Annotated in this window: 14 protein-coding genes; 9 read left to right on the plus strand and 5 right to left on the minus strand. The window is 42.2% G+C overall.

Translation table 11 applies throughout. The features are described from left to right. Positions 1 to 62: 62 nt before the first annotated feature. The 5 genes from LNTAR_RS15560 to LNTAR_RS15575 all read right to left on the minus strand — a co-directional run bounded on the left by LNTAR_RS15560 (position 63) and on the right by LNTAR_RS15575 (position 9,485). Positions 63 to 5,267: a DNA repair ATPase gene (locus tag LNTAR_RS15560; protein WP_007279687.1), complete on the minus strand. Its 5,205-nt coding sequence runs from the start codon at positions 5,265 to 5,267 to the stop codon at positions 63 to 65. Between the two features lie 110 nt (positions 5,268 to 5,377). After that, entirely contained in the window at positions 5,378 to 7,474 is a 2,097-nt protein-coding gene (locus LNTAR_RS15565; RefSeq protein ID WP_007279688.1) for a flotillin family protein, read from the minus strand. A gap of 69 nt (positions 7,475 to 7,543) precedes the next feature. Continuing rightward, entirely contained in the window at positions 7,544 to 8,167 is a 624-nt protein-coding gene (locus LNTAR_RS15570; protein ID WP_007279689.1) for an OB-fold-containig protein, read from the minus strand. 338 nt (positions 8,168 to 8,505) lie between these two features. Further along, positions 8,506 to 8,667: a GxxExxY protein gene (locus tag LNTAR_RS28460; RefSeq protein ID WP_083800055.1), complete on the minus strand. Its 162-nt coding sequence runs from the start codon at positions 8,665 to 8,667 to the stop codon at positions 8,506 to 8,508. 116 nt (positions 8,668 to 8,783) lie between these two features. After that, positions 8,784 to 9,485 (minus strand): PspA/IM30 family protein, encoded by a 702-nt coding sequence (locus tag LNTAR_RS15575; RefSeq protein ID WP_007279692.1) that lies wholly within the window; start codon positions 9,483 to 9,485, stop codon positions 8,784 to 8,786. A 254-nt stretch (positions 9,486 to 9,739) separates the two neighbouring features. Here LNTAR_RS15575 and LNTAR_RS15580 point away from each other — a divergent pair, with 254 nt between their 5' ends. The 9 genes from LNTAR_RS15580 to LNTAR_RS15620 all read left to right on the plus strand — a co-directional run bounded on the left by LNTAR_RS15580 (position 9,740) and on the right by LNTAR_RS15620 (position 21,256). Next, a complete protein-coding gene (locus LNTAR_RS15580) occupies positions 9,740 to 10,663 on the plus strand; it encodes a sigma 54-interacting transcriptional regulator (RefSeq protein WP_007279693.1) in 924 nt (307 codons plus the stop codon). 342 nt (positions 10,664 to 11,005) lie between these two features. Then, a complete protein-coding gene (locus tag LNTAR_RS15585) occupies positions 11,006 to 12,370 on the plus strand; it encodes a CmpA/NrtA family ABC transporter substrate-binding protein (RefSeq protein ID WP_007279694.1) in 1,365 nt (454 codons plus the stop codon). A gap of 65 nt (positions 12,371 to 12,435) precedes the next feature. After that, positions 12,436 to 13,953, plus strand: coding sequence for an ABC transporter permease (locus LNTAR_RS25895; protein WP_007279695.1), 1,518 nt, complete (start codon positions 12,436 to 12,438; stop codon positions 13,951 to 13,953). A 13-nt stretch (positions 13,954 to 13,966) separates the two neighbouring features. Beyond that, positions 13,967 to 14,812, plus strand: coding sequence for an ABC transporter ATP-binding protein (locus tag LNTAR_RS15595; protein WP_007279696.1), 846 nt, complete (start codon positions 13,967 to 13,969; stop codon positions 14,810 to 14,812). A 9-nt stretch (positions 14,813 to 14,821) separates the two neighbouring features. Next, positions 14,822 to 15,622, plus strand: a complete 801-nt coding sequence (locus LNTAR_RS15600; RefSeq protein WP_007279697.1) for an ABC transporter ATP-binding protein — start codon at positions 14,822 to 14,824, stop codon at positions 15,620 to 15,622. Between the two features lie 99 nt (positions 15,623 to 15,721). After that, positions 15,722 to 17,665: an FAD-dependent oxidoreductase gene (locus tag LNTAR_RS15605; RefSeq protein ID WP_007279698.1), complete on the plus strand. Its 1,944-nt coding sequence runs from the start codon at positions 15,722 to 15,724 to the stop codon at positions 17,663 to 17,665. After that, the gene (locus tag LNTAR_RS15610) at positions 17,662 to 18,933 is read left to right on the plus strand and encodes an ammonia-forming cytochrome c nitrite reductase subunit c552 (protein WP_007279699.1); all 1,272 of its coding nucleotides are present in this window, start codon (positions 17,662 to 17,664) and stop codon (positions 18,931 to 18,933) included. Before LNTAR_RS15605 ends, LNTAR_RS15610 begins: the two co-directional genes overlap by 4 nt. 89 nt (positions 18,934 to 19,022) lie before the next feature. Beyond that, positions 19,023 to 19,622: a Tll0287-like domain-containing protein gene (locus LNTAR_RS15615; protein ID WP_007279700.1), complete on the plus strand. Its 600-nt coding sequence runs from the start codon at positions 19,023 to 19,025 to the stop codon at positions 19,620 to 19,622. Positions 19,623 to 19,840: 218 nt separating this feature from the next. Next, complete coding sequence (locus LNTAR_RS15620; protein ID WP_007279701.1) at positions 19,841 to 21,256, plus strand: MFS transporter; 1,416 nt, start codon at positions 19,841 to 19,843, stop codon at positions 21,254 to 21,256. Positions 21,257 to 21,534 lie beyond the last annotated feature (278 nt).

Genomic DNA, 21,534 nt, shown 5'->3' on the forward strand with positions numbered 1-21,534 from the left:
ATATCGCTCTAGTTTTAGAGCGATATCATTTTTATTTTAAGATTATTTTTTAAATTGAAGAATTAATCTTCCTTGCCCATGCGCTCGAGTAACTGCTGATAATTCGCTGATAAATCAATCATCGAATTTTTCAGATCGGCAATATCATCGCGCTCAATCATGTTATCGGCCATGAGTGGCTTGATCCAATTCTTCATCACCTCAAACTGATCTTTCATGATGTGTGAGAAAAAGTCTGGAACATTGTTCACGATCTCCACTTTACCCGGAACGACAACGTGACGATCACGCTTGTCTTTTTCGTCTGGGTAGAAGAGCTTGGTCAACTTGGCCATGGTCTCGTCATCCAATGAAAAGCCAGATTTTTTGCCTCCGGCTTTTGCGGATGCCGCAGTAATAACTTCGCTGATTTTCTCCAACTTTTCAGAGAATTGCCCGAGTTGCACAACCACTTGTGAAACGGGATCATTTTCATCGGCATTCGAGAAGAGCTGATTGCGTCCAAAAGTTTTGCGAATATCGCCAATTCGGTTTTCATCATCTTCACTCATATGATCCGTGAGTTCTCTGAATTTAAGCAAGTTAAACTCCGCATCACCCGTGAGTGTCTGAGACTCATTGGCGTAATGACTTTGAATCAAAGTATCGAGTTCTTCGTCATTCATAATCGGCAGCACTTTCTCAGTGATCTTATTCATATTACGGTAAGAACCCTGAAGTTTAAACGGAGGTTCTTCACGATAATCATCTTGAATAGAAGCTGAGCGAATATACTCGAGGTTCACTGCTGCAATAGCATTGCGAACGACGAGAAGTTTCTTGAGGACTTCGACAATATCATTCATTTCAGCCGTAGAGAAATCTCCTTCAACTTCAATGCCTTGGAGCGTGCCTTTCTCGGCGGCGCCAATAAAGGCTTCTACATCTTTGCGTCCGGCCGTTGCGAGCATCGCAAGGGCGGGGTTTGATGTGAGTGAGTTCTCCAAGTAAGAACTGTAAAAAGCTTCCTTGGTATCACCGATAATATCACCCAAGTTGTAAGTGTCCGCACGGTTGGAAAGCATGTCCGGAATCTGGAATTTATCTCCCGATTCATTATAGGGATTACCCGCCATAATAACGCAGACTTTACGACCGCGTAAGTCATAAGTCTTGGGTTGTCCTTTATAGACACCTTCGATTTTACGCTGACCATCACAAAGTGAAATGAATTTCTGAAGTAATTCGGGATTTGAGTGCTGAATATCATCGAGATAAATCATCACATTATCACCCATCTCAAAAGCGAGATTCAGTTTTTTAAGCTCTTCTGCCGCCGAGGCATTGGGTGCTTCTGCAGGGTCCAAAGAAGTCACTGCATGACCAATGGCCGGGGCGTTGATTTTCATGAACACTAGGCCCAAACATGAAGAGATATACTCCATGAGGGTCGTTTTACCGTAACCCGGAGGAGAGATAAGCAAGAGCATACCCATGAGGTCCGTACGCTTATTTTCACCGAGTGTGCCCATCTGCTTAGCTAAGTTATCACCCACAAGCGGCAAGTACACTTCGTTGATCAAACGGTTGCGAACGAAAGAACTCAAGACACGTGGCTTAAATTCATCCAAACGCATGAAGGCTTTTTGATCTTCACTCAGTTCGTGTTTTAAGTGAACATAATCCTGATAAAGCGGGGCGGTCACAGAAGTAAATTGATCCAGCCTATGAGCAAAATCTTGATAGTCGAGACTGTAGACTCCACCCTCTTTTAAAAGGCCATGGGAACCTACCATTCCAGAAATATCTTTTTCCATTTCAGCCTGAATAACGTGAAGTGGATTGAAAGATCCTGCCGCAAATATCAAGGCCGCTTCATTGAGGTAATTCTCATTAAATTCGTCTTCGCGAAGTTCGCAAAAAGCTTTCATCCATTCACACACAATCTCATAACGTGGCGCCACATTGCCCTCAAAGCCCGCATCCAATGATTCTTCGAGCTTGAGCTTAAAGCGTGCCGATTTGAGGTGAGCTTCAAAGGCGTGATGAAGTTCAGAAGCCGCATGGGAAATAATGAAGTAATCATGACGACCCAACTCGCGAATGAGGTAATCAACTGCCAATGATAAATCATGATCTGAACACATTTCTGCGGCAATCGAATTTTTGATCGCTTCGAGCAAGTCTACTTTGAGGTCCTCTCCTGGTTCGCGTCCAGGGAAGAGCTGGTACATGATACCAAAGTTTTTGATACGACCCAATAATTGCTCTTTGTATTCACCTTGTGGAAGTGTGAGCCAGAAAAACTGTGCCGCACTTCTCACATCTGGAGAATAGTTGAGTAAATCCATATCTCGCATGAGTACGAGAACTTCTTTTAAAATCAGTGCGGCATCGTGATCGTGAATGCCCTTGGTATAATTCTCTTCATAACGTGGTGCCATAAATTGACGCACATGTTCCAAGAGGTCTTCTTCACTCATTTCCAAAAGCTCAATGCGTTCTTTCTCACCAGCGGCATCAATGATAGCCCGGACGAGGTATTCAGCTCGGTAGACAGAATTATTTTCCGAAACGCATTCCATACTCCAAACATCTCGAGTCTTTTCTAAATCTTCAGACTCCACTTTCTCAAAAAAGCGGGTCCCGGTCAGGTGGTAATAAAAATCGCCATCGCGTTTCACCATCGTGAGCTTTAATTCTTGCTTATTGACTGAGAAAACATGCTGACCAAAGCGAACGGCATTTTCGCCTTCCACGTAGAGTTCATTTTTATCTTTGAGCTGGCGAATCGCTTCTTCTTTCATGCTCTTAAGTCGACTCTCTAGGTCATCTGCACGGACTGAGTCACCAGCATCACGCAGCTTGCTCACAAAATCGCGAAGTTTGTCCACCATCATATCGGCAGCAAAATAAGAAGAAATCTCTTTGACTTCTTTAAAATTCTTCAAGCGATTACTAATGGACTTGAGTATGCGCTCAGCTGCCGCCATGTAGGCTTCTGCCTTCCTCGAACGTTCCTCTGTGAGGAACATACGGCGTTGCTCAAAAGCATTTTGAACTTCATCCCGTTTTTCAGCGAGAACGGGAATAAATTCATCAAACTCAGAGAAGCGGCTCTCGAGTTCTTCTAATTGTACCATGGCCTTGGTCAAATATTCTTCCACGAGCTCTGGTTCATTCGCCACATCGAGGTAATTCACCACGGCTTGGTTAAGAAGCTTGAGCTGAGCATTAAACTCCGCCTTACCCTCAACTGACATGAGATCTTTAATACGATTCTTGAGCTTGCCCTTAGTTTGATTCAGAATAGTGAACACACTCGAAATTGAATCGATCACCTGAGTTGTTCGGGTCGGATCATCAATCTTAAGGTTCGACACTGTTTCGATGAGCATCTCGAGCTGACTTGCGGTTTCCGCAATCTTCTCTTGGAGTTCGCGCCCTTCCATTACTTTTGCGAAGACCGCAAGTTGCTCTTCGTGAGCCTCAATCTGCTCGCGATAAGGATTTAAAGAGTTTTCATCCGCGAGGAAATCAATACAGCGTCCAGAAATCTTATCGGCATTCTCAAGGATTTGGGCTTCGATATCCTCGCAAAAAGTTTTGTCGGCATAAGCACGTTCTTTAAGTTCAATTACATGAGAACGCAACTGACGTAATTCACTGAGTTTTGCCACAAATTTATCAATATGATCGAAAGCCGTATAAGGAATCTGACGGAAAATCTCTTCCGCTTCCGCAGCTACTTCTTTGGAAATCTTATCCGTTTCTTTGCGCAGGCGTTTAACTTTTTCGTATTCGTCAATCGCCGTTGTCGATGCTTCACGAATGCCACCTAAGGGCTTAGAAAGATCGCCAACCTCAGCTTCCTTTATCCAAAAGTAGCCATCGAGAATATCGGTAGATTTTTTCACCACATCCACGTAGAGATCCGCATAGCTCTCGCCACGTGAAAGAAGATTGATCACTTCCTGACATTCCGCCATGCAGCTCACTACTTCTTTATTACCAATTTTATAAATGCGACTCTCGGCGTGTTCTGCCGTCACTTCGGGAATATAATCTGCCGCAGTGAAAGGCGTCTGCCAAACTTGGATTGTGTGGTGCTTACGCGGCTCGTCTTCCGATTTAAAGTAAATCATTTTTCCGTCGGGGAACATACTGAAGCCGTGACAAATAATCGGCGTCGAAACTTGTTGCTCAATGAGGTTATAAAACTGTAAGACATAAACGCCCTGCTCTCGACTATAAAATACATAGAGCATATCTTCGCCATTGGGCGAAGCCTGCTTGCGATCGTACATGAGTTTTTCGACTTCTAAATCAAAGAGTTTGTACTCACCATTTTGCAGGTAATAACCATTGGAAAAAATGATACCATGACCTTCCGGAAGAAGAACACAGGAATTTTGAATGCGATCAATACGCACCGCTTCTTTGAGCTTATCATTATAAACGATATAGCGATCTTTCTTTTCCTGATAGGGACGAATTTTTAAGAGGATGAGATTGTCTAAAATGGAATAATTGATATCGCCATCATCTAGGGTCTGATCCTGGTTTTCAACGTCTTCTTCGTAGATACCGCTGCCATCACCAGTATTATTTTCAACCTTAATGGTGAGGTCACCACCTACGGTTTCCACAAAAACTCGATCGTCTATAGAAACGTGAGGGTGATCGCCTTCCACATGCATGTCTCGCGTCGCTCGAGTCCATTCAAATTCGTGTTGTGAAGGATAGCTATATTCGTGAACACTGCGGTCATCTACATAAGTGAGCTGACCATCATTGACAGTCCACTTAAAAACTTTTAAATCATCTAAATCGTCACTGACGCGAAAGACCATGTACAAACTATGGCCTCTAGCAGAGAAGCGAACAAATTTGGCTTTCTTGTAGTACTTGTATAAATCATTAAACTTAAGCTGGAACTCTTCGTCCATTATTAGGCTTAAGTCTTTCTCGTGAAAACGCCCATCTTCGTATGAATACACCGCAAAGACGTCTTCTAAACTGGTTTGGCTCTTGAGCCCTAGCGTAACATTGTAGCCAAAAATAAAGGTATTGCCTACCGTAGTAAAATCCTGGGCAAGACAGTTATTGGGCGTCGTTACTTTATCACTACCAATCAGCGAAGTGGCAATAGAACCAAAAATATCCTTACGCTGGGTATTGAGCCCCTCCATGCGGCTCTGCAGTTCCTTGACTTGGGCATCTATACGGCTCTTTAAGAGCTCATAAGTTCCGCCGCCAAGCTGCTCTGTTTTTTCTTCTTCTGACATACTCTCTCCTTAGTAAATAAATTCCTCGAATAATAAAATTGACCTAAGCGGGCCATTTCCCTCCGAACCGCTTAGGTCCAAAGGGGGAAGCAAAAGCTCCCCCGCTTTGTTTACTTGAGGAACTTCTCAGCTTTCTGACCGCCGAGACCGAGAGCTTCAACTTTGCTCATCAAGCTATCGATGAGGCTCTTATCTCCACCTGATGCCTGACCAGAAAGTTTCGTTAGAAGTGCTGCTGCCGAGAGGTTTTTAAGATCCTCTGAGCTCACACCGAACTTGTCGACGAATTCAGCAAGGCTTTCTTTAAAGCTCTTGTCATCGTTAAAGAAAGTCTCTTTAACATCTGTAAGAACTTCAGATTTACCGATGAGCTGATCAGCCTGACGAGCCGTTGTGATCGACTTGAGCATGCTGTCGAAGAACATACTTTCGCCACCGACAATCTCGATCTTACTGTTCTCAAGACCAGATTTAAGAACGCTAGCCTGCGCATCAGCAATTTCAGCCTGAATTTTAATTTCAGCGAGTTCGACTTCTTTCTCTTTGTTGAGTCGTAGTTTGAACTCTTCGTGTTCTTTACCAACGCCATCAAGAGCTTTCATCGCTTCGGCTTTTGCGTGTGTACCTTCAGCTTCTACTGTGTACATCGCGCCAGTTGCCTTAGCTTCTTCCTGCCCTTTGAGTCCGATGACTTTAGCTTCTGCTGTTCCCTCTTTCTCAATAGCATCTGCCATAGCCGTTTTTACATTGGCTTCTGCAAAACCACTAGCAGCTTCTTCTGCCGTCACACCTTCAGCGAGCTTTTTCTTCGCTTCAGCATCTTTCGTGCTAGCTTCGAAACGAGCTTCAGCTTCGATTACTTCTTGTTCGGCCCAAAGCTCGGCAGCTTTCTTGCGCGCTTCAGCAGCTTTCACTTCGACAATTAATTCTTCTTCAGCTTTAAGCTCAGCAGCACGTTTGTGTGCCGTGGCCAATTGCTCTTCACGAATCATTGTGCTTTTACCTTCTTCTTCAGCCTTGGTGATTTCTACGCCTTTGTGACGTTCAGCTTCTGCGAATTCTTTGGTATCTTTAATTTTCTCCTCTTCTTCCACAACACTGCGTTCAACAGTAACGCGTTCACGAATAACTTCCTGAATATTTTTCTTCTCAACTTCGACCGCTTTTTCTTTTGCGATATCCGCAAGAGTCACCACTCTTTCACGCTCTGTTGCTTCCAAGTCGCGATCACGAATCACACGTTCTTGTTCAACGGCTTCAGTACGTTCTTTATTCTTCTCCGCCACAATGATCTGACGATCTTTATTCTCTTCGGCAACTTTCACTTCTTCTTCAGTGCGAATACGTGCCTGTTCAGAGCGTTTGAGTTCTTCTTGAGCCACTACGTCAGCTTCAGCTTTCGTACGTGCTTCAATATTAGCGATCTCGAGTTTTTGCTTTTCTTCTGCTTCAGCAAGCTCTTTTTCCATGTCGAGAATTTTTTCACGAGCGTCTACATTCTGACGTGTGATGGCTTTCTCTTCTTCACGTTCTTGTTCATTGATATTAACTTTTTTCTCACGAGTAATCGTCGCAATTTTTTCGAGACCCACCACGTCGAGAATATTATCGGAACTCAACATTTCTTTAGGCGTTTGCTCAAGGTAATCAATCGCAGCATCTTCTAGGTTGTAGCCGTTAAGATCTCGTCCGATGATATCAATAATTTTTTGCTTTAATTCATCTCTTTTTGTGTATAAGTCTTCGAAATCAAACTCTTTACCAGCCGTCTTTAGCGCTTCCGAAAATTTAGCGTCAAAAAGTTCTACCATTGCGGCTTGATCCGAAGCTCGTTCCACACCAATCATACTGGCTACTGAGAGCACATCATGCTCAGTTGCATTGACACGTACGAAGAAAGCTACGGTGATATCGGCACGCATATTATCCTGGCAGATTAAGCCATCTCTGCCACGACGATTAATTTCAATTCGTTTTACCGCTATGTCCATTAACTCTAATCTATGAAATACTGGATACACCATAATGCCTTTAAATGAGACTTGTGTATTACCGGCACCCGTTCTAATAATAGCTTTACCCTGTGGCACTTTTTTGTACCAACTTGCAGCCATCATCACTGCACCGAATCCAATAACAATTATACCTGCTATGCCAATATACAGCATTTGGGTAAATTCTATTGCCGTTATAATTTCTGTTTCCATATTCACTCCTGTTTTTTTGTTTGAAATTTATTTCTATATTATTTTAGTTTTTTATGATCTACACAAAGTTTAAGAATATTTCGTGACTAGGTATTGTCGTCTTTCCTTATTCCAGCTTAACACCAAAGCCTTTTCTCCTTTTTTGAGTTGTTCTCCATCTGTATAACAGAGGATGTCAATTGGAGCCGCTTGAGTTTCAATTTGACCTCTCCCATTTTTTTCACCTGTATCATGAAGGAGAATACACATGCTACCCACCGCAACTGTTTGATTTTCTTTATCATCATTAAGAATTTTAAAGAATTTACCAAATGGTTTAGATATGTATTTCGATAAAAATGATGACAGAAGAATAACTGGTACCCAAAGTCCCCAGCCTATTAGAGAACTACCACTCGAGTTCACTATAGAATCCATATAAATTAGACTGCACCAACCAAACAATGTAAAGAAGCTCAATACGACCATCAATGGTATTTCTGCTAAGTTAAAAAACTCAGTGATCCCCTTTAGAAAACCCCCATTAGAATCAATATCCATATCAGCATCAGCGTCAATATCTACATCCACATCAAATAGACTGATATCCACTGCCCCTAATATTACAAAGATCCAAAATAACATCATCAATACTAAAATCACCGTAAACGGAAACACATGTAATCGCATCGCATAATCTAATATTTCAGACATCACTCACTCCTAATAAATAATAATTAACTATGACTTGTTCTTGACCTAAATCAACACTGAGTTTTTCTGTAAGCTTTGATTTTTTATGCTTATTCATCATTTATCCCTCCACAGATTTCTCAGATTTTCACAGATTGATTTTTTAACAAAAAAAATCCTAAAAAGTACAGGACTCGATTTTGATCTCTGTGATTCAATTAAACTTTGATTTTTTATATAGTTGTCCTTTCCATTATTTTGTTTTTCGAACTTAAAATTGTTTAGAGCGAGCAAAAAAATAACCCTTGCTAATTAAACCTGCGCACCTCTGTGTAATATGTGGATGAGATCAATTAACTTCATAGAACAAATCTCTTTAGTTTTAGAGAACTGCTTCCGAAGTTTATCAATAAAGCTTTCTTTAAACCTGTTGCTTTGAGATAATTCAAAACTTGCGCTTCCTCTGTGCCGCTCAAATGACTTATCGCCTTTAACTCTAGCAAGACTTCACCATAACATATAAAGTCAGCCGATCATCTTTTTCTAAATAATTCATTTCCTCTTTTCCTAAGGCCCCTCCACAGACCTCTCATAACTTCTGTGAGAAATCTGTGGACCCCCTCCGTTTTCTATAATGTTACTTATTCTTATTCACCTGAGCCTTGAGGGCTTCAAGTTCTGCAGAGATTTCATCATCTGCCTGAAGCTCTTTAAATTGATGCTCCAAGTCGTCGACAGAAACTTTATTCACTTCCATCATCGCTTCCGACATAGCCACATCGCGCTCAATTTTCTCTTCATACTTATTGAATTCGGCAAAGCCATTTAATACTGAATCTGTACTCGAGCTAATCCCCGTGTCTAGAGCTTGTGAAGTCTCGGCCATTTTTTTACGAGCATCAGCAGCACGTTTTTTGATAATCAGCGTATCACGTTTCTTACGCGCTTCTTGGATTTTATCCTCAACTTGATGAAGCTGAGTTTTGATTTTATCCACAAGTGCCGATTCTTCAGCTAACTGAGCTGTTAAAGCTAGGCGTTCTTCTTCAGAACTTTTCTTGCGTTCCAAAGCTTTTCGTGCCAAGTCTTCATTAGACTTCTCGATTGCGGCAATAGCATTGTTCTGCCATTTCTTTACTTCCGCTTCGGCACTCGCCAATTTTTTCTCAGTCATTTTTTTCTGACTGATGCAACTTGCCGCATTCGTTCTAAGTTCCGCGATCCCCTTCTCCATATCTTGAATGAGAGCATCCAATGCCATTTCAGGATCTTCATAACCAGCGATTAAGTCATCAATCTTGCTACTAATAATATTGCTTACTCTTTTGAAGATATTCATTTTTGTTTTCCTCGTTTATTTTTTTTGTTGAGATGGGAAACATAGAACGAAACCCGTGCCAAAAAGCATATAAATAGCTGTAAACTATTTACAATTAGTTATTTGTATATTTTTATAAAAATCAAACTATAAAACAATCTTAAAAAAGTTGAGGTTTTTCAACATATAGCTAAATGAAAAACCTCAAATACTTGAAAGTCAGCAAAAACTCGATATTTATATATGAATAGAAGAGATAGAAAGGGAGTTAAATCATGGAATATACTGGTATTGCACAATCTAAAGTGATGCAAAAGCTACTTGCGAAAGTCGCAAAAATCGCAAAAGTCCCTCGCCCCATACTTATTAGAGGAGAAAGAGGTACTGGCAAAGAACTGATGGCGAATTATCTCCATCGTGCCAGTTCACGAGCTGATGAGAAATTTGTCACCATCAATTGTGCAGCATTTACAGAAAAACTTATTGCCTCCGAGATGTTTGGTCACGAGAAAGGCGCCTTTACAGGTGCTAATGAACAACGTATTGGCCGCATGGAGCAAGCCAATAAAGGCAGCCTATTCATGGATGAAGTTGGCATTATGCCGATGAACTTCCAGGAACAAATTTTGCGCGCCGTCGAATATCAAACCTTTGAACGCGTTGGAAGTTCCAAGCCGATCAAAGTCGATGTTCGCCTCATTTCTGCAACCAACGCAAACCTCGAGGAACTCATGGAAGAAAAGCTCTTTCGTCGTGACCTCTATGATCGCCTAACCTTTGCTGAAATTGAGCTACCCTCTTTACGTCAAAGAAAAGATGATATCCCGGCCCTCATCGTGCACTTTGTAAAACTGCTTCACGAAGAAATGCCTTCGCTCCAAGAACGTAAATTCCGCAGCAGTACTGTTGAGGTGCTGATGGATTATTATTGGCCGGGGAATATTCGCGAACTCAAAAATATAGTTGAAAGACTCTACCTCTTTGGTGACACTCCTTATATAGAGGAACAAGAACTGCCTGCAATTATTTCTGGAGCCGACTACATTGGCCTTAGCTTTGATGATCGCGTTGAAAACTTTAAGCGTAAACTCATCCTTAAAGCTTACGAAGACTGCGGGGGCAATCAAAGCGAAGCCGCACGTCAACTTCAAATGACTTATAGCCAATTCCGTCACTTCTATCAAAAGTACTGCCCCTAAAGACTCCTTTCACAGTACCTAGTTAACCTCATTCACCTCATGTTGAATGAGGTTTTTTTGTCTATAGGCAATTCAGTTTTGATCCTTAATTTTTGTAAGCTCTTTACATAAACATCTTTATACTTAACAATAAAAGTTAGGTTAAGAAAACGATGTCTACCCACTTAAAAATACATAAACATATTAAAATAAAGAATTTACATATAATGCGTTATTTTTCTTCTTTTCTCGACAATCTTAACTTGAATTTCAAAAATAGGTTTATAGTTTATACTTAGTTACAAAATAGTAAGTAATGATACTTTAATTACATAATCGTAAAACTAAAAGAAGAGACAAAAAATGAAAAACAAAATTAAAAAAGCACTCCTAAGCTTTTTCCTCTTTTGCACTGTGCCGACAATGGCAGAAAGCGTTGACGAAAACACCATCCCTTTGGATGTTGAAAAACCTAACCTCCACTTTGGCTTCATTAAGCTCACTGACTGCGCCTCCTTAGTTATTGCTAAAGAGAAAGGATTCTTTGAAGCGGAAGGCCTCAATGTAAAGTTAACGGCTCAGAAAAACTGGGTTATCCTTTTAGATAACGTTATCAAAGGTGCTCTTGATGGAGCTCACATGCTCGCGGGTCAGCCTATCGGCGCCACTGTTGGTGTGAGTCAAAAAGCTAACGTTATCACAGCTTTCAGTATGGACCTTAATGGTAATGGTATCACAATGGCTACTGACGTTTGGGAACAAATGAAAGAACACGTACCCAAAGATGCAGCTGGTAAGCCTATCCACCCAATTAAAGCTGATGCCCTTAAGCCAGTACTCGAAGAATGGGATGGCCCTTTCAACATGGGTATGGTTTTCCCTGTATCAACTCACAACTATGAGTTACGTTACTGGTTAGCCGCTGCTGGCATCCATCCTGGTTTCTACACTGCATCTGACTCAAAGGGTCATACAGATGCAGAAGTTATCATCTCACCAAATGCACCACCACTCATGCCTTCTTACCTCAACAGTCGCGCTATCCTCGGTTACTGCGTAGGTGAGCCTTGGAACCAAAAAGCTGTATTTGCTGAAAAAGATGGTAAGCAACTCGGTGTACCTGTTGTGACTAACTACGAGATCTGGAAAAACAACCCAGAGAAAGTATTTGGCGTAACTGAAGACTGGGCAAAAAAATACCCTAAAACTCACACAGCTGTTCTTAAAGCACTCATTCGTGCAGGTAAATGGTTAGACGCTTCTATGGAAAACCGTGAAGAAGCTGTACAAATCCTCTCTAGATCCCACTACGTAGGTGCTGAAGCTAAAGTTCTTCGCAACTCAATGACTGGTTCATTCGTTTACGAACGCGGTGATCGCAGAGAAATGCCTGACTTCAACGTTTTCTTCCGCTACAAAGCAACTTACCCCTTCTACTCTGACTGTGTTTGGTTCTTAACTCAAATGCGCAGATGGGGTCAACTCAAAGAAGACAAATCTGATGAATGGTACACAAAAACTGCTAAGAAAATCTACAAACCTGCTCTCTACATGGAAGCGGCTAAACTCCTCGTAGAAGAAGGCAACATCGAAGCAAGTGAAATCCCAGGTGATGACGAAACTGGTTTCAAACCAGTAACAAGCGAAGACATCTTCATCGACGGCAAAGCTTACGACGGCACTAAGCCAAACGACTACATCGATAGTTTCGAAATCAAAGCACCTTAATTAATATCTTCAGTCCCTCCTTCGGGAGGGACACACTAAGCGGAAACTTGCAGGAATAAATCACTATGAAACAAAAGCTCATTAACTTTTTTGAACTCACTGGACTTACATGGTTCATACCCATTGTACGATTGTGTACTGGAGATGATCCAAAAGAACAAATCGGCGATCTCTCACGCCAAATAGCACTACCCCTTGCCGCTATGGTAAGTTTTTTCATGATCTGGAGCTACTGCTCTACTAAGATTAAGACCTCTGTTGGCCAACTCCCTGGACCCTCCTACGTATTAAGTCAGGCCAAAGCTATGTGGGCAACCCACAAAAGCGAAAAATTTAACAAAGAAGAATTTCAAACTAACGAAGATCTACGCATCACTTTGGCAGCACTCGTTGAGCAACGCCAAAAAGCCAGTTCTTTGGAAACGAAGAAAGCCTTAACTTCTAAAATCAACTCAGTTAAAGCTACAATTGCTAAACACGTAGCCAAACTCGAAAGTGAAATCACAGTCAACCAAGCGATTGTTGATAAAGCTGAAGCTGATAAAAAAGCTCAAGTCGCCAACTTAACAACACAGCTTAATTCACTAAAAAAATTCGTTTTTGACGAAAACAACAAACCAGTTATTGGCCTTGATGGCAAGCCTAAGTTCTCTGACGAAAGCGTATCTAAACTCGCCAACATCAATAATCGCCGTGTCGCTGTTTATGAAGGTAACTTAGTTCGCATCTTTAAAAGCAGTCAAAACACAGCTAATAGCTTGATCAAGAAAATCGAAAAAATCGACAAATACTATCAACAAGATCTTGCTTACCAAACAGCTCCTAACAAAGCTGAGTTAGAGAAAAAAATCATCTCTAACAAAAAGAAGCTCGACGCTTTTGAAAAGCAAATTTTCAAAGGAAAAGAATACAATTCCAATGGTAGCATTGTCGATTACATCAAACTCAGTATCACAACTGTACTTTTTGGCTTCTTCTTAGCTGCAGTGATTGCCATCCCCATGGGAATTCTCTGTGGTCTCAGCCCCTCAATCATGACGGCTTTGAATCCACTCATCCAAACTTTCCGTCCAGTATCACCTCTCGCTTGGGTACTGATCACAATTCAAATTATTGATGGCATCTTTGTTGGTGACAAAGCACTAACAGGCGAAATCTTAAAGAACACTTTCCTCCACGCCGGTATTACGGTTGCACTCTGTTCTATGTGGGCCACACTTTCAAACACTGCTCTCGGTGTAAGTTCTGTTGACCCCGATCACATGAATGTTGCCAAAGTACTTAAACTCAACTGGTTTGACCGCATCTTCAAAATCGTTATCCCATCTGCTATCCCTTATATCTTCACAGGCCTTCGCATCACACTCGGTGTCGGTTGGATGGTACTTATCGTTGCAGAAATGATGGCAACTTCACGCGGACTTGGTTGGTTCATTGACCAAGAATACCAGAACAATAAAGTTGAATCACTCGCAAACATCATCGTCTGTATCTTCATTATCGGTCTCATTGGTGCCGTACTCGACCGCATCATGTCCATCTTTCAAAAGCTCGTAAGTTTCAACGACGACGTAGCAGCTTAAGCTGGAGTTAAAAATGGATAATATTTTAGAACTCAATAATGTCACAAGGCATTTTGGCGAAAAGGAAAATCGCGCCGAGATCCTCAAAGACGTTAATCTACAGATTAAAAAAGGTGAATTTGTTGCCATCGTAGGTTTTTCAGGAACGGGAAAATCTACCCTGATCAACTTGATGGGCGGTCTTCTCGAACCCAGTGAAGGTGAAGTGCGCAGTAAAGGACAACCCGTAACAGGTCCAGCGCCGGATCGCGGCGTTATCTTTCAAAACTACTCCCTACTCCCTTGGTTATCTGTTGAAGGCAACGTAGGTCTTGCGGTCAATCAAATTTACAAAGACAAATCGAAAAGTGAACGTAAAGCGATTATTGAGAAGTATGTCGACATGGTGAGTTTGAGTCCTGCGATTCACAAAAAGCCGAAAGAACTTTCTGGTGGGATGCGCCAACGCGTATCGGTTGCACGTGCCCTCTCGATGGATCCCGACATTTTACTTATGGACGAACCTTTAAGTGCACTCGATGCCTTAACACGTTCAGTTCTTCAGGATCAAATTCTCGAAATCTGGAGATCTACCGGTAAAACAATCGTACTCATTACCAATGATGTGGATGAAGGCATCTATATGGCCGACAGAATTATTCCCATCAGTATTGGTCCAAACGCCACTTTAGGCCCTTCGTTTGACATCAACATACCTAGACCGAGAGAGCGTAAAACTCTCAACAAAAACGAAGAGTTCCGTCGCTTACGTGCCGAAGTCATTGGCTTCCTCAACGAAGAAAAGCGCAAAGAAAAATCAAACGAAACGACCGATAGCAGTAGCTACCCGCTACCTGATATCGCTCCAGCAGTCATCTGAGGTTAAACCATGGATAAAAATCGCTATTTAGACCTATCAAATTTAAGTAAAGTCTACGAAACTAAAAAAGGTCCTTTTGTGGTTCTCGAAGATTTCAGCTTACAAATCCCTGAATCAGAATTCGTCTGCCTCATTGGTCACTCAGGTTGTGGCAAGTCCACTATCCTCTCCATGGCAGCCGGTCTTAACGACATCACTAAGGGCTCAGTTGCTGTAGCCGACAAAGAAATCAATGGCCCTGGTCCCGACCGCGGCGTTGTGTTCCAGGCTCCTAGTCTTCTCCCTTGGTTAACCGCATATGAAAATGTTATGCTCGGCGTCAAAAAGGTTTACCCTCACGCCTCTGCCAAAGAAAAGGAAGAAATCGTTATGCACTACCTCCAAGCCGTTGGTTTGAGTGGTGCCATCGATAAAAAGCCGAAAGAACTCTCCAGTGGTATGCGTCAACGCGTTGGTATTGCCCGCGCTTTTGCACTTAAGCCAAAAATCATGCTTCTTGACGAGCCTTTAGGTATGCTAGATGCGCTAACGAAATACGAGCTACAGGACTTAATCGTGAAACTTCACGCCGAGCATAAACTCACCACACTCATGGTCACACATGATGTCGATGAAGCTCTCTATTTATCAGATCGCGTTATTATGATGACCAATGGTCCAAAGGCAACTCTTGGGGATATTTTGATTAATGACCTGCCTCGACCTAGAGATCGTCAGACATTACTTAACCATCCAAATTATTACCCCTACCGCGAGCACTTAATTTCGTTCTTAGAAGAACAAGAGGAATTAAAGAAAAAGCACGCATAAAACAATCTCCCGGGCTGCCTTAGTTTTCGCCTGCAAACTTCCACTGAGGTGGCCCGGGGACTTCTTATCCATAAACTTTAAGTAAGAAATATCTATCAGATGAAAGAAAAAATGATTATCATTGGCTTTGGCATGGTTGCCAAGCACTTCTGTGACCAGTTCATCAAACTGGGTCTCATGAATAAATATGACTTAATCATTTTCAGTAAAGAAAAGCATTTAGCTTACGACCGCGTCCAACTCACCACCTATGCGAGAAACAAAGATTTCAAAAGCATCCAACTCAGTGATGAGAAATGGTTTAAGGATAATGGCATTGAGCTACACCTAGGCGAAGGCATTGCTCAAATTGAAGCTAAAAGCAAAATCGTTAAGTCTGAATCGGGCCAAATGTATCCCTATGACGAACTCATTTTTGCCACTGGATCCTCTGCTTTTGTCCCTCCCATCCCTGGCGTAGAAAAAGAAGGCGTCTTTACTTACAGAACGATTGAAGACGTTGACGCCATTCGCAGTTTTTCAGAAAACAAAAAATGTGCCGTGGTGATTGGCGGCGGTTTACTCGGCATCGAAGCCGCCGATTTCCTCAAAGCTCAAGGCTTAGAAACTCACATCGTTGAGATGGCCGACTTCTTGATGCCGCGTCAATTAACTCCCGACGCTTCCGAGCGTTTAAAAGATACGATTAGCGACAAGGGCTTCACTGTACACACAGGTGTTTCCAGTAAAGAAATATCCGGCGGAAAAACTGGCCTAAAATTACACTTTAAAAATGGAGATAGCATAGACTGCGATTTAATCGTGGTTTCTGCAGGTATTCGCCCCAATCACCAAGTTGCGGAACAAGCAAAAATTGACGTTTCACTTGGTGGGGGCATCATTTGTGATGATCACTTAAATACTTCTGAACCCAGTATTTATGCTATGGGTGAATGTGTTCGTCACAATAATAAAATCTACGGGCTCGTCGCCCCTGGATATAAAATGGCCGAAGTCCTAGCTGCAAATTTCTCTGGTCAAGAACAAGCCTTTGAAGGAGCCGATACTTCCACACGACTGAAACTCTTAGGAGAAAACGTCGTCAGTCTCGGTGCCGCACTTCAACCCTTCAAGTCTCTTGTTTATCAAGATGAGACAAGTTACCGCATGCTGAACTTCGACAAAAAACACTTAGTCGGTGCCATCGGCATTGGTGAATGGTCTGATTTAGGTCGTATTCAAAGTGCTATTGAGAACCGCATGTTGGTTACTGATGAAGAAATCGAGAGCTTCCTGGAAACGGGTAGCTTTTGGAACATAAGTGACTCCGTGGAAAAATGGCCTGACGAGACCATTATCTGCAACTGTCTCAAAGTGAGCAAAGGCGAAATCGTCCAATGCTTCAAGACTTGCAATAATGATATTGCCACACTCAAAAAAGAAACGGGTGCCTGTACGGCTTGCGGATCTTGCGAGGGGCTCATTGCTCAACTTGCGGGTAAAGAAGTTGAACTCCGCAACAAACCTAACCGTGGTTTACTGATTGCTTCTTGTCTCTGCCTTATCACCCTAGCCGTCCTCTATTTCTCTCCCGTTTACTGGAATATCAACTCCTACGATTCAAGTTCCTATAAACTCACTCAGACTTTGCGCTCGGGTTTATGGAGACAAATCACTGGCTTCACTATTTTGGGTCTCAGTTTATTTGCCGCCGCGATCAGCCTTAGAAAACGTTTTAAATTCTTCCGTTTTGGCAACTACAATTGGTGGCGTGTTTCTCATGGCGTCTTCGCACTCATGAGCCTGGTCATCCTCATGGCTCACACAGGATTTAACTCAGGAAAAAATATTAACGCCTACTTATTTTGGACTTTTACCACCATGAACCTTTTTGGAGTCATTACCGGTTTCACCACGAGTTTTGAATTCTATGGCACAAACAAAGTCGCGGCCTTTTGCCGTCGCTGGCGTCGTCAAATCACCTTTATTCACTTTCTCGTCTTCTGGCCGATTCCCGTACTCATTACTTTTCACATTCTACAAGCTTACTTCTTCTCATTATGAAAATATTCATTCCCATATTCGCCTGGCTTACTCTCAGTACTATAGCCTCAATTTTCCTTGGAAATGAGTTGCTCAACGAGGAGCTCAAGCCCAATTTCCTCCCTAATGACACAAGCCATGGTCATTACCAAATCGAATTAAAATGCGATGCTTGCCACACGCCAAATATGGGCATTAAAGAGAATGCCTGTATCGACTGTCACCAACAGGATCTCAAAGATTCTCAGGATTCCCATCCAGCAAATAAATTTAATGACCCCCGTAATTTTGATATGGTCGCTAAGCTCGACGGTCGTAAATGTATCACCTGCCACAGCGAACACGTCCCTCACACTACAGGAAAAATGGGAGTCACCTTACCCGATAACTATTGCATGGAATGCCATAGCGAAATTGGCGAAGAGCGTGAGTCACATAAAGGCCTCGATTATCAGACTTGTGCCACCGCCGGCTGTCACAATTACCACGACAATCGTGCTTTGTACGAAGATTTCTTGGTCAAACACTATGGGGAAGACGATCACCTACACGCTGCCAGTGAAATCCCTCTCAATAAAAAAGTCGATAAAAGTAAAGCTCTGATTGAACACGACTCTCCCGAATTGCCAAATCCGCAAATCCTTCACGATTGGAGTTCTACGGCTCACGCGGCTGCAGGAGTCAACTGCCGTGCTTGTCATGAAAATGAAGAAGATAAAACTTGGAGCGATAAAGTCCCCTGGCAAACTTGCCAGAAATGCCACGAAGAAGAAAGTGAGTCCTTTCAACAAGGTCGCCACGGCATGCGCCTAAGTGTTGGTTTGCCTGCAATGAAAGTCGGCGATGCTCGTTTAGACATGAAAGCGACGGCCGCACACCGCGAAGTCAATTGTGTGAGTTGCCACAACGACCATAGATTCAGTTTGCGAACGGCAGCAATGGATGCCTGCCTGAAATGTCACAATGATGAACACTCACTCAATTATAAAAAATCTCCTCACTTCACTTACTGGCGCATCGACAGTGCAATGGGCGAATTTAACAAAGGCGTTTCCTGTGCCACGTGCCATATGCCACGAGTTAAAAAGCACGGCAAAGTCAAGGTTGACCACAATCAAAATAACAATCTACGTCCCAATGAAAAAATGATTCGCAGCTCGTGCATGAAGTGCCATGGCTTAGAGTTTTCTATTAATGCTCTAGCTGACGAAGAACTCATTCAACACAATTTTAATCGATCTCCTCAAAAAGAGATCCCTTCGCTCGAATGGGCGAAGGAAAGAGAATAAGGAGGTCTTTATAGAAGCATCATTCACAAGCTCTCATTTAAATCAATTTGCAGGCACACCTATCATAGTTAAATCAAGGAATACACATCATGAAATTCATTAAAACTACCTGTTTCGCTCTAGCTTTAGGAGCTAGCTTTTTTACATCTTGCAATAAACCTGCTGAATCTGCCGCTGCTCCAGCTGCTGCAGAGCCAAGCGTTAAGCCAGAAAAAATGGCCGATGCTCTCTTCGCTGTTATGAAAGGTACTAGAACTGCCTACACTAAACACGTGATTAAAAACCTCGGTAAAGAGAAGAAAATTATTAAGCCTCACGAACAGTGGGAAGACAGAGAAAATGGCGTCATGCTTCCAGCTCAGATGTTCCGTTATGCTCGTGACCTCGCTATGGAACAAAACCCAGGCTTCACTTACTCTCTCCAATCTGAGTGGCCCATCAATAAACAAAATGCCCCAAAAACTCCCATGGAGAAAGAAGGCCTAAAATATATTGGTGCTAACCCAGGCAAGAACTTCTATGGTACTGAAGATCTCGGCGGTAAAAAGTTTTACACGGCTGTTTACCCTGATGTTGCCGTATCTGATGCTTGCATAGATTGTCATAACGATCACAAAGATTCTCCGCGTGATGATTTTGCAATGGGAGAAGTTATGGGTGGTGTTGTCATCCGTATCCCTATGAACTAGTTCATTATTTAAACAGCGCCCAATTTAATTATGTGGTGTAAGGGGCGCTGTTTATTTTTTATTACAATTATGTAAATACACCTTTTTAATTTACTTTTTTGTAGATTTTTTATTTTTCCTATTTGATAATTCCTTCAAGTTAAGTAATCTAGCGACGCAGACGAAAAATCGTTATTTTAGATCTATTTATTACAATAACGTAAAAATGGATTTACAAAATGGAAATAGCAGGCAAGGCCACAAAACTCAAGTTGACGGACATTAAGAGTCCTCAAATTCGCACCTTCTGGATAACCGCAATCGCATTCTTTATGTGCTTTTTTGCATGGTTTGGGATTGTCCCCTTCATGCCAGCGGTAAAAAAGTCACTTGGAATGAGTGGCGACCAAGCAAACCTCTCAGTTATTGTAGCTGTGTCCGGCACAATTTTTGCACGTCTCTTACTCGGTAAACTCTGTGATAAATACGGTCCTCGTCTCTGCTACACTTGGATGTTGCTTCTAGGCTCACTCCCTGTAATGGGTATTGCTTTTGTTCAAACTTACGAACAATTTCTCTTCTGCCGTCTACTGATTGGCTTTATCGGCGCTTCTTTCGTTATCACTCAAGTTCACACTTCTCTCATGTTCGCCCCCAATTGCGTAGGTACAGCCAATGCAACTTCTGCCGGCTGGGGTAACCTCGGTGGTGGTGCTAACCGCATGATTATGCCAATAATAGCTCTTGGCGTGGTCGCATGTGGCGTAGCTGAAGCCGATGCTTGGAGATGGTCAATGGGTGTAGCGGGTGTTATCTGCTTCCTCATGGGACTCGTTTATTACAAATTTACACAAGACACACCTGAGGGTAACTTCAAAGACCTCAAAGCTGCTGGTAAAATAAAAACCGATGCTCAGTCAAAAAAAGAAGGTGGCTTCCTAACAGCTGCAAAAGACTACCGCAGCTGGATCCTTTTCCTCGTTTATGCTGGTTGCTTCGGTATCGAACTTACTGTTTATGGAAAAATGGATGACTATCTACAAGCACAATTTTCTTTAAGTCGTGGCCAGGCAGGTACTCTGGTAGCATGTTTTGCCTTAATGAATATTTTCGCTCGTACGACTGGTGGTTTCCTTGGTGATAAATTTGGCATCAAAAAAGGTCTCAAAGGTCGCGTTCAGTTCCTTATGCTCATCATGGTCATCGAAGGCCTTATTCTCGCATCTTTCTCACAAATCACTTATTTCCCACTCGCCATCGTAGTTCTCATCCTCTTTTCTCTCAGTGTTCAAATGGCGGAAGGTGCCACCTTCACAGTTGTTCCCTTTATTAATAAAAAATGCGTTGGCTCAGTATCCGGTATCGTGGGTGCGGGAGGTAACGCAGGTGCCGTACTCGCTGCTTGGTTAATTCGTGAGAAATGTAAGACTTCACATGCCTCTGTTGATCCAAGTCAAATTACAGAAGCTTCAACGAAAGCAGCAGAAGCAGCTGGTATCTCTAATAGTTTTCTCATTCTTGGAGGCATCATTGTATTTGCAGGTATCGCAACAGCATTAGTTCGTTTCTCGGCCAAAGATGAAGAAGTTGCGGCCGCCGCAACGAAAAAAGCTCAGGAAGAAGCCGCAGCACTCAAAGGCGCTCTTCCTGCTTAAATAAACTAAAAAACCTTCCTTTAACCCTCAGTAATCACTTGCTGAGGGTTTTTTAAGACCAAAATAATTTATTACGATTTATGTAATAAATGAAAAAAGTGTTACTTTTTGGTATTTTTAACTAAAAACCAGATTGACCCTTACCTAAACTTAACTATAATAAGCAAGATTAAATATGTCTTAGCCAAACCGAGACTCATTTAATGCAACTTTAAATAAAAAACATTTGCATAGAGCTCTAAGCTTTTATACAATAACCCCTATCATTTTTCAGTAAT

The organism is Lentisphaera araneosa HTCC2155 (assembly GCF_000170755.1).
GTDB classification, from domain to species: Bacteria; Verrucomicrobiota; Lentisphaeria; order Lentisphaerales; family Lentisphaeraceae; genus Lentisphaera; species Lentisphaera araneosa.

Bases quoted from the DNA above. Each gene is read 5' to 3' on its own strand.
- LNTAR_RS15560 (WP_007279687.1), bottom strand. From the start codon at position 5,267: ATGTCAGAAGAAGAAAAAACAGAGCAGCTTGGCGGCGGAACTTATGAG.
- LNTAR_RS15565 (WP_007279688.1), bottom strand. From the start codon at position 7,474: ATGGAAACAGAAATTATAACGGCAATAGAATTTACCCAAATGCTGTAT.
- LNTAR_RS15570 (WP_007279689.1), bottom strand. From the start codon at position 8,167: ATGTCTGAAATATTAGATTATGCGATGCGATTACATGTGTTTCCGTTT.
- LNTAR_RS15575 (WP_007279692.1), bottom strand. From the start codon at position 9,485: ATGAATATCTTCAAAAGAGTAAGCAATATTATTAGTAGCAAGATTGAT.
- LNTAR_RS15580 (WP_007279693.1), top strand. From the start codon at position 9,740: ATGGAATATACTGGTATTGCACAATCTAAAGTGATGCAAAAGCTACTT.
- LNTAR_RS15585 (WP_007279694.1), top strand. From the start codon at position 11,006: ATGAAAAACAAAATTAAAAAAGCACTCCTAAGCTTTTTCCTCTTTTGC.
- LNTAR_RS25895 (WP_007279695.1), top strand. From the start codon at position 12,436: ATGAAACAAAAGCTCATTAACTTTTTTGAACTCACTGGACTTACATGG.
- LNTAR_RS15595 (WP_007279696.1), top strand. From the start codon at position 13,967: ATGGATAATATTTTAGAACTCAATAATGTCACAAGGCATTTTGGCGAA.
- LNTAR_RS15600 (WP_007279697.1), top strand. From the start codon at position 14,822: ATGGATAAAAATCGCTATTTAGACCTATCAAATTTAAGTAAAGTCTAC.
- LNTAR_RS15605 (WP_007279698.1), top strand. From the start codon at position 15,722: ATGAAAGAAAAAATGATTATCATTGGCTTTGGCATGGTTGCCAAGCAC.
- LNTAR_RS15610 (WP_007279699.1), top strand. From the start codon at position 17,662: ATGAAAATATTCATTCCCATATTCGCCTGGCTTACTCTCAGTACTATA.
- LNTAR_RS15615 (WP_007279700.1), top strand. From the start codon at position 19,023: ATGAAATTCATTAAAACTACCTGTTTCGCTCTAGCTTTAGGAGCTAGC.
- LNTAR_RS15620 (WP_007279701.1), top strand. From the start codon at position 19,841: ATGGAAATAGCAGGCAAGGCCACAAAACTCAAGTTGACGGACATTAAG.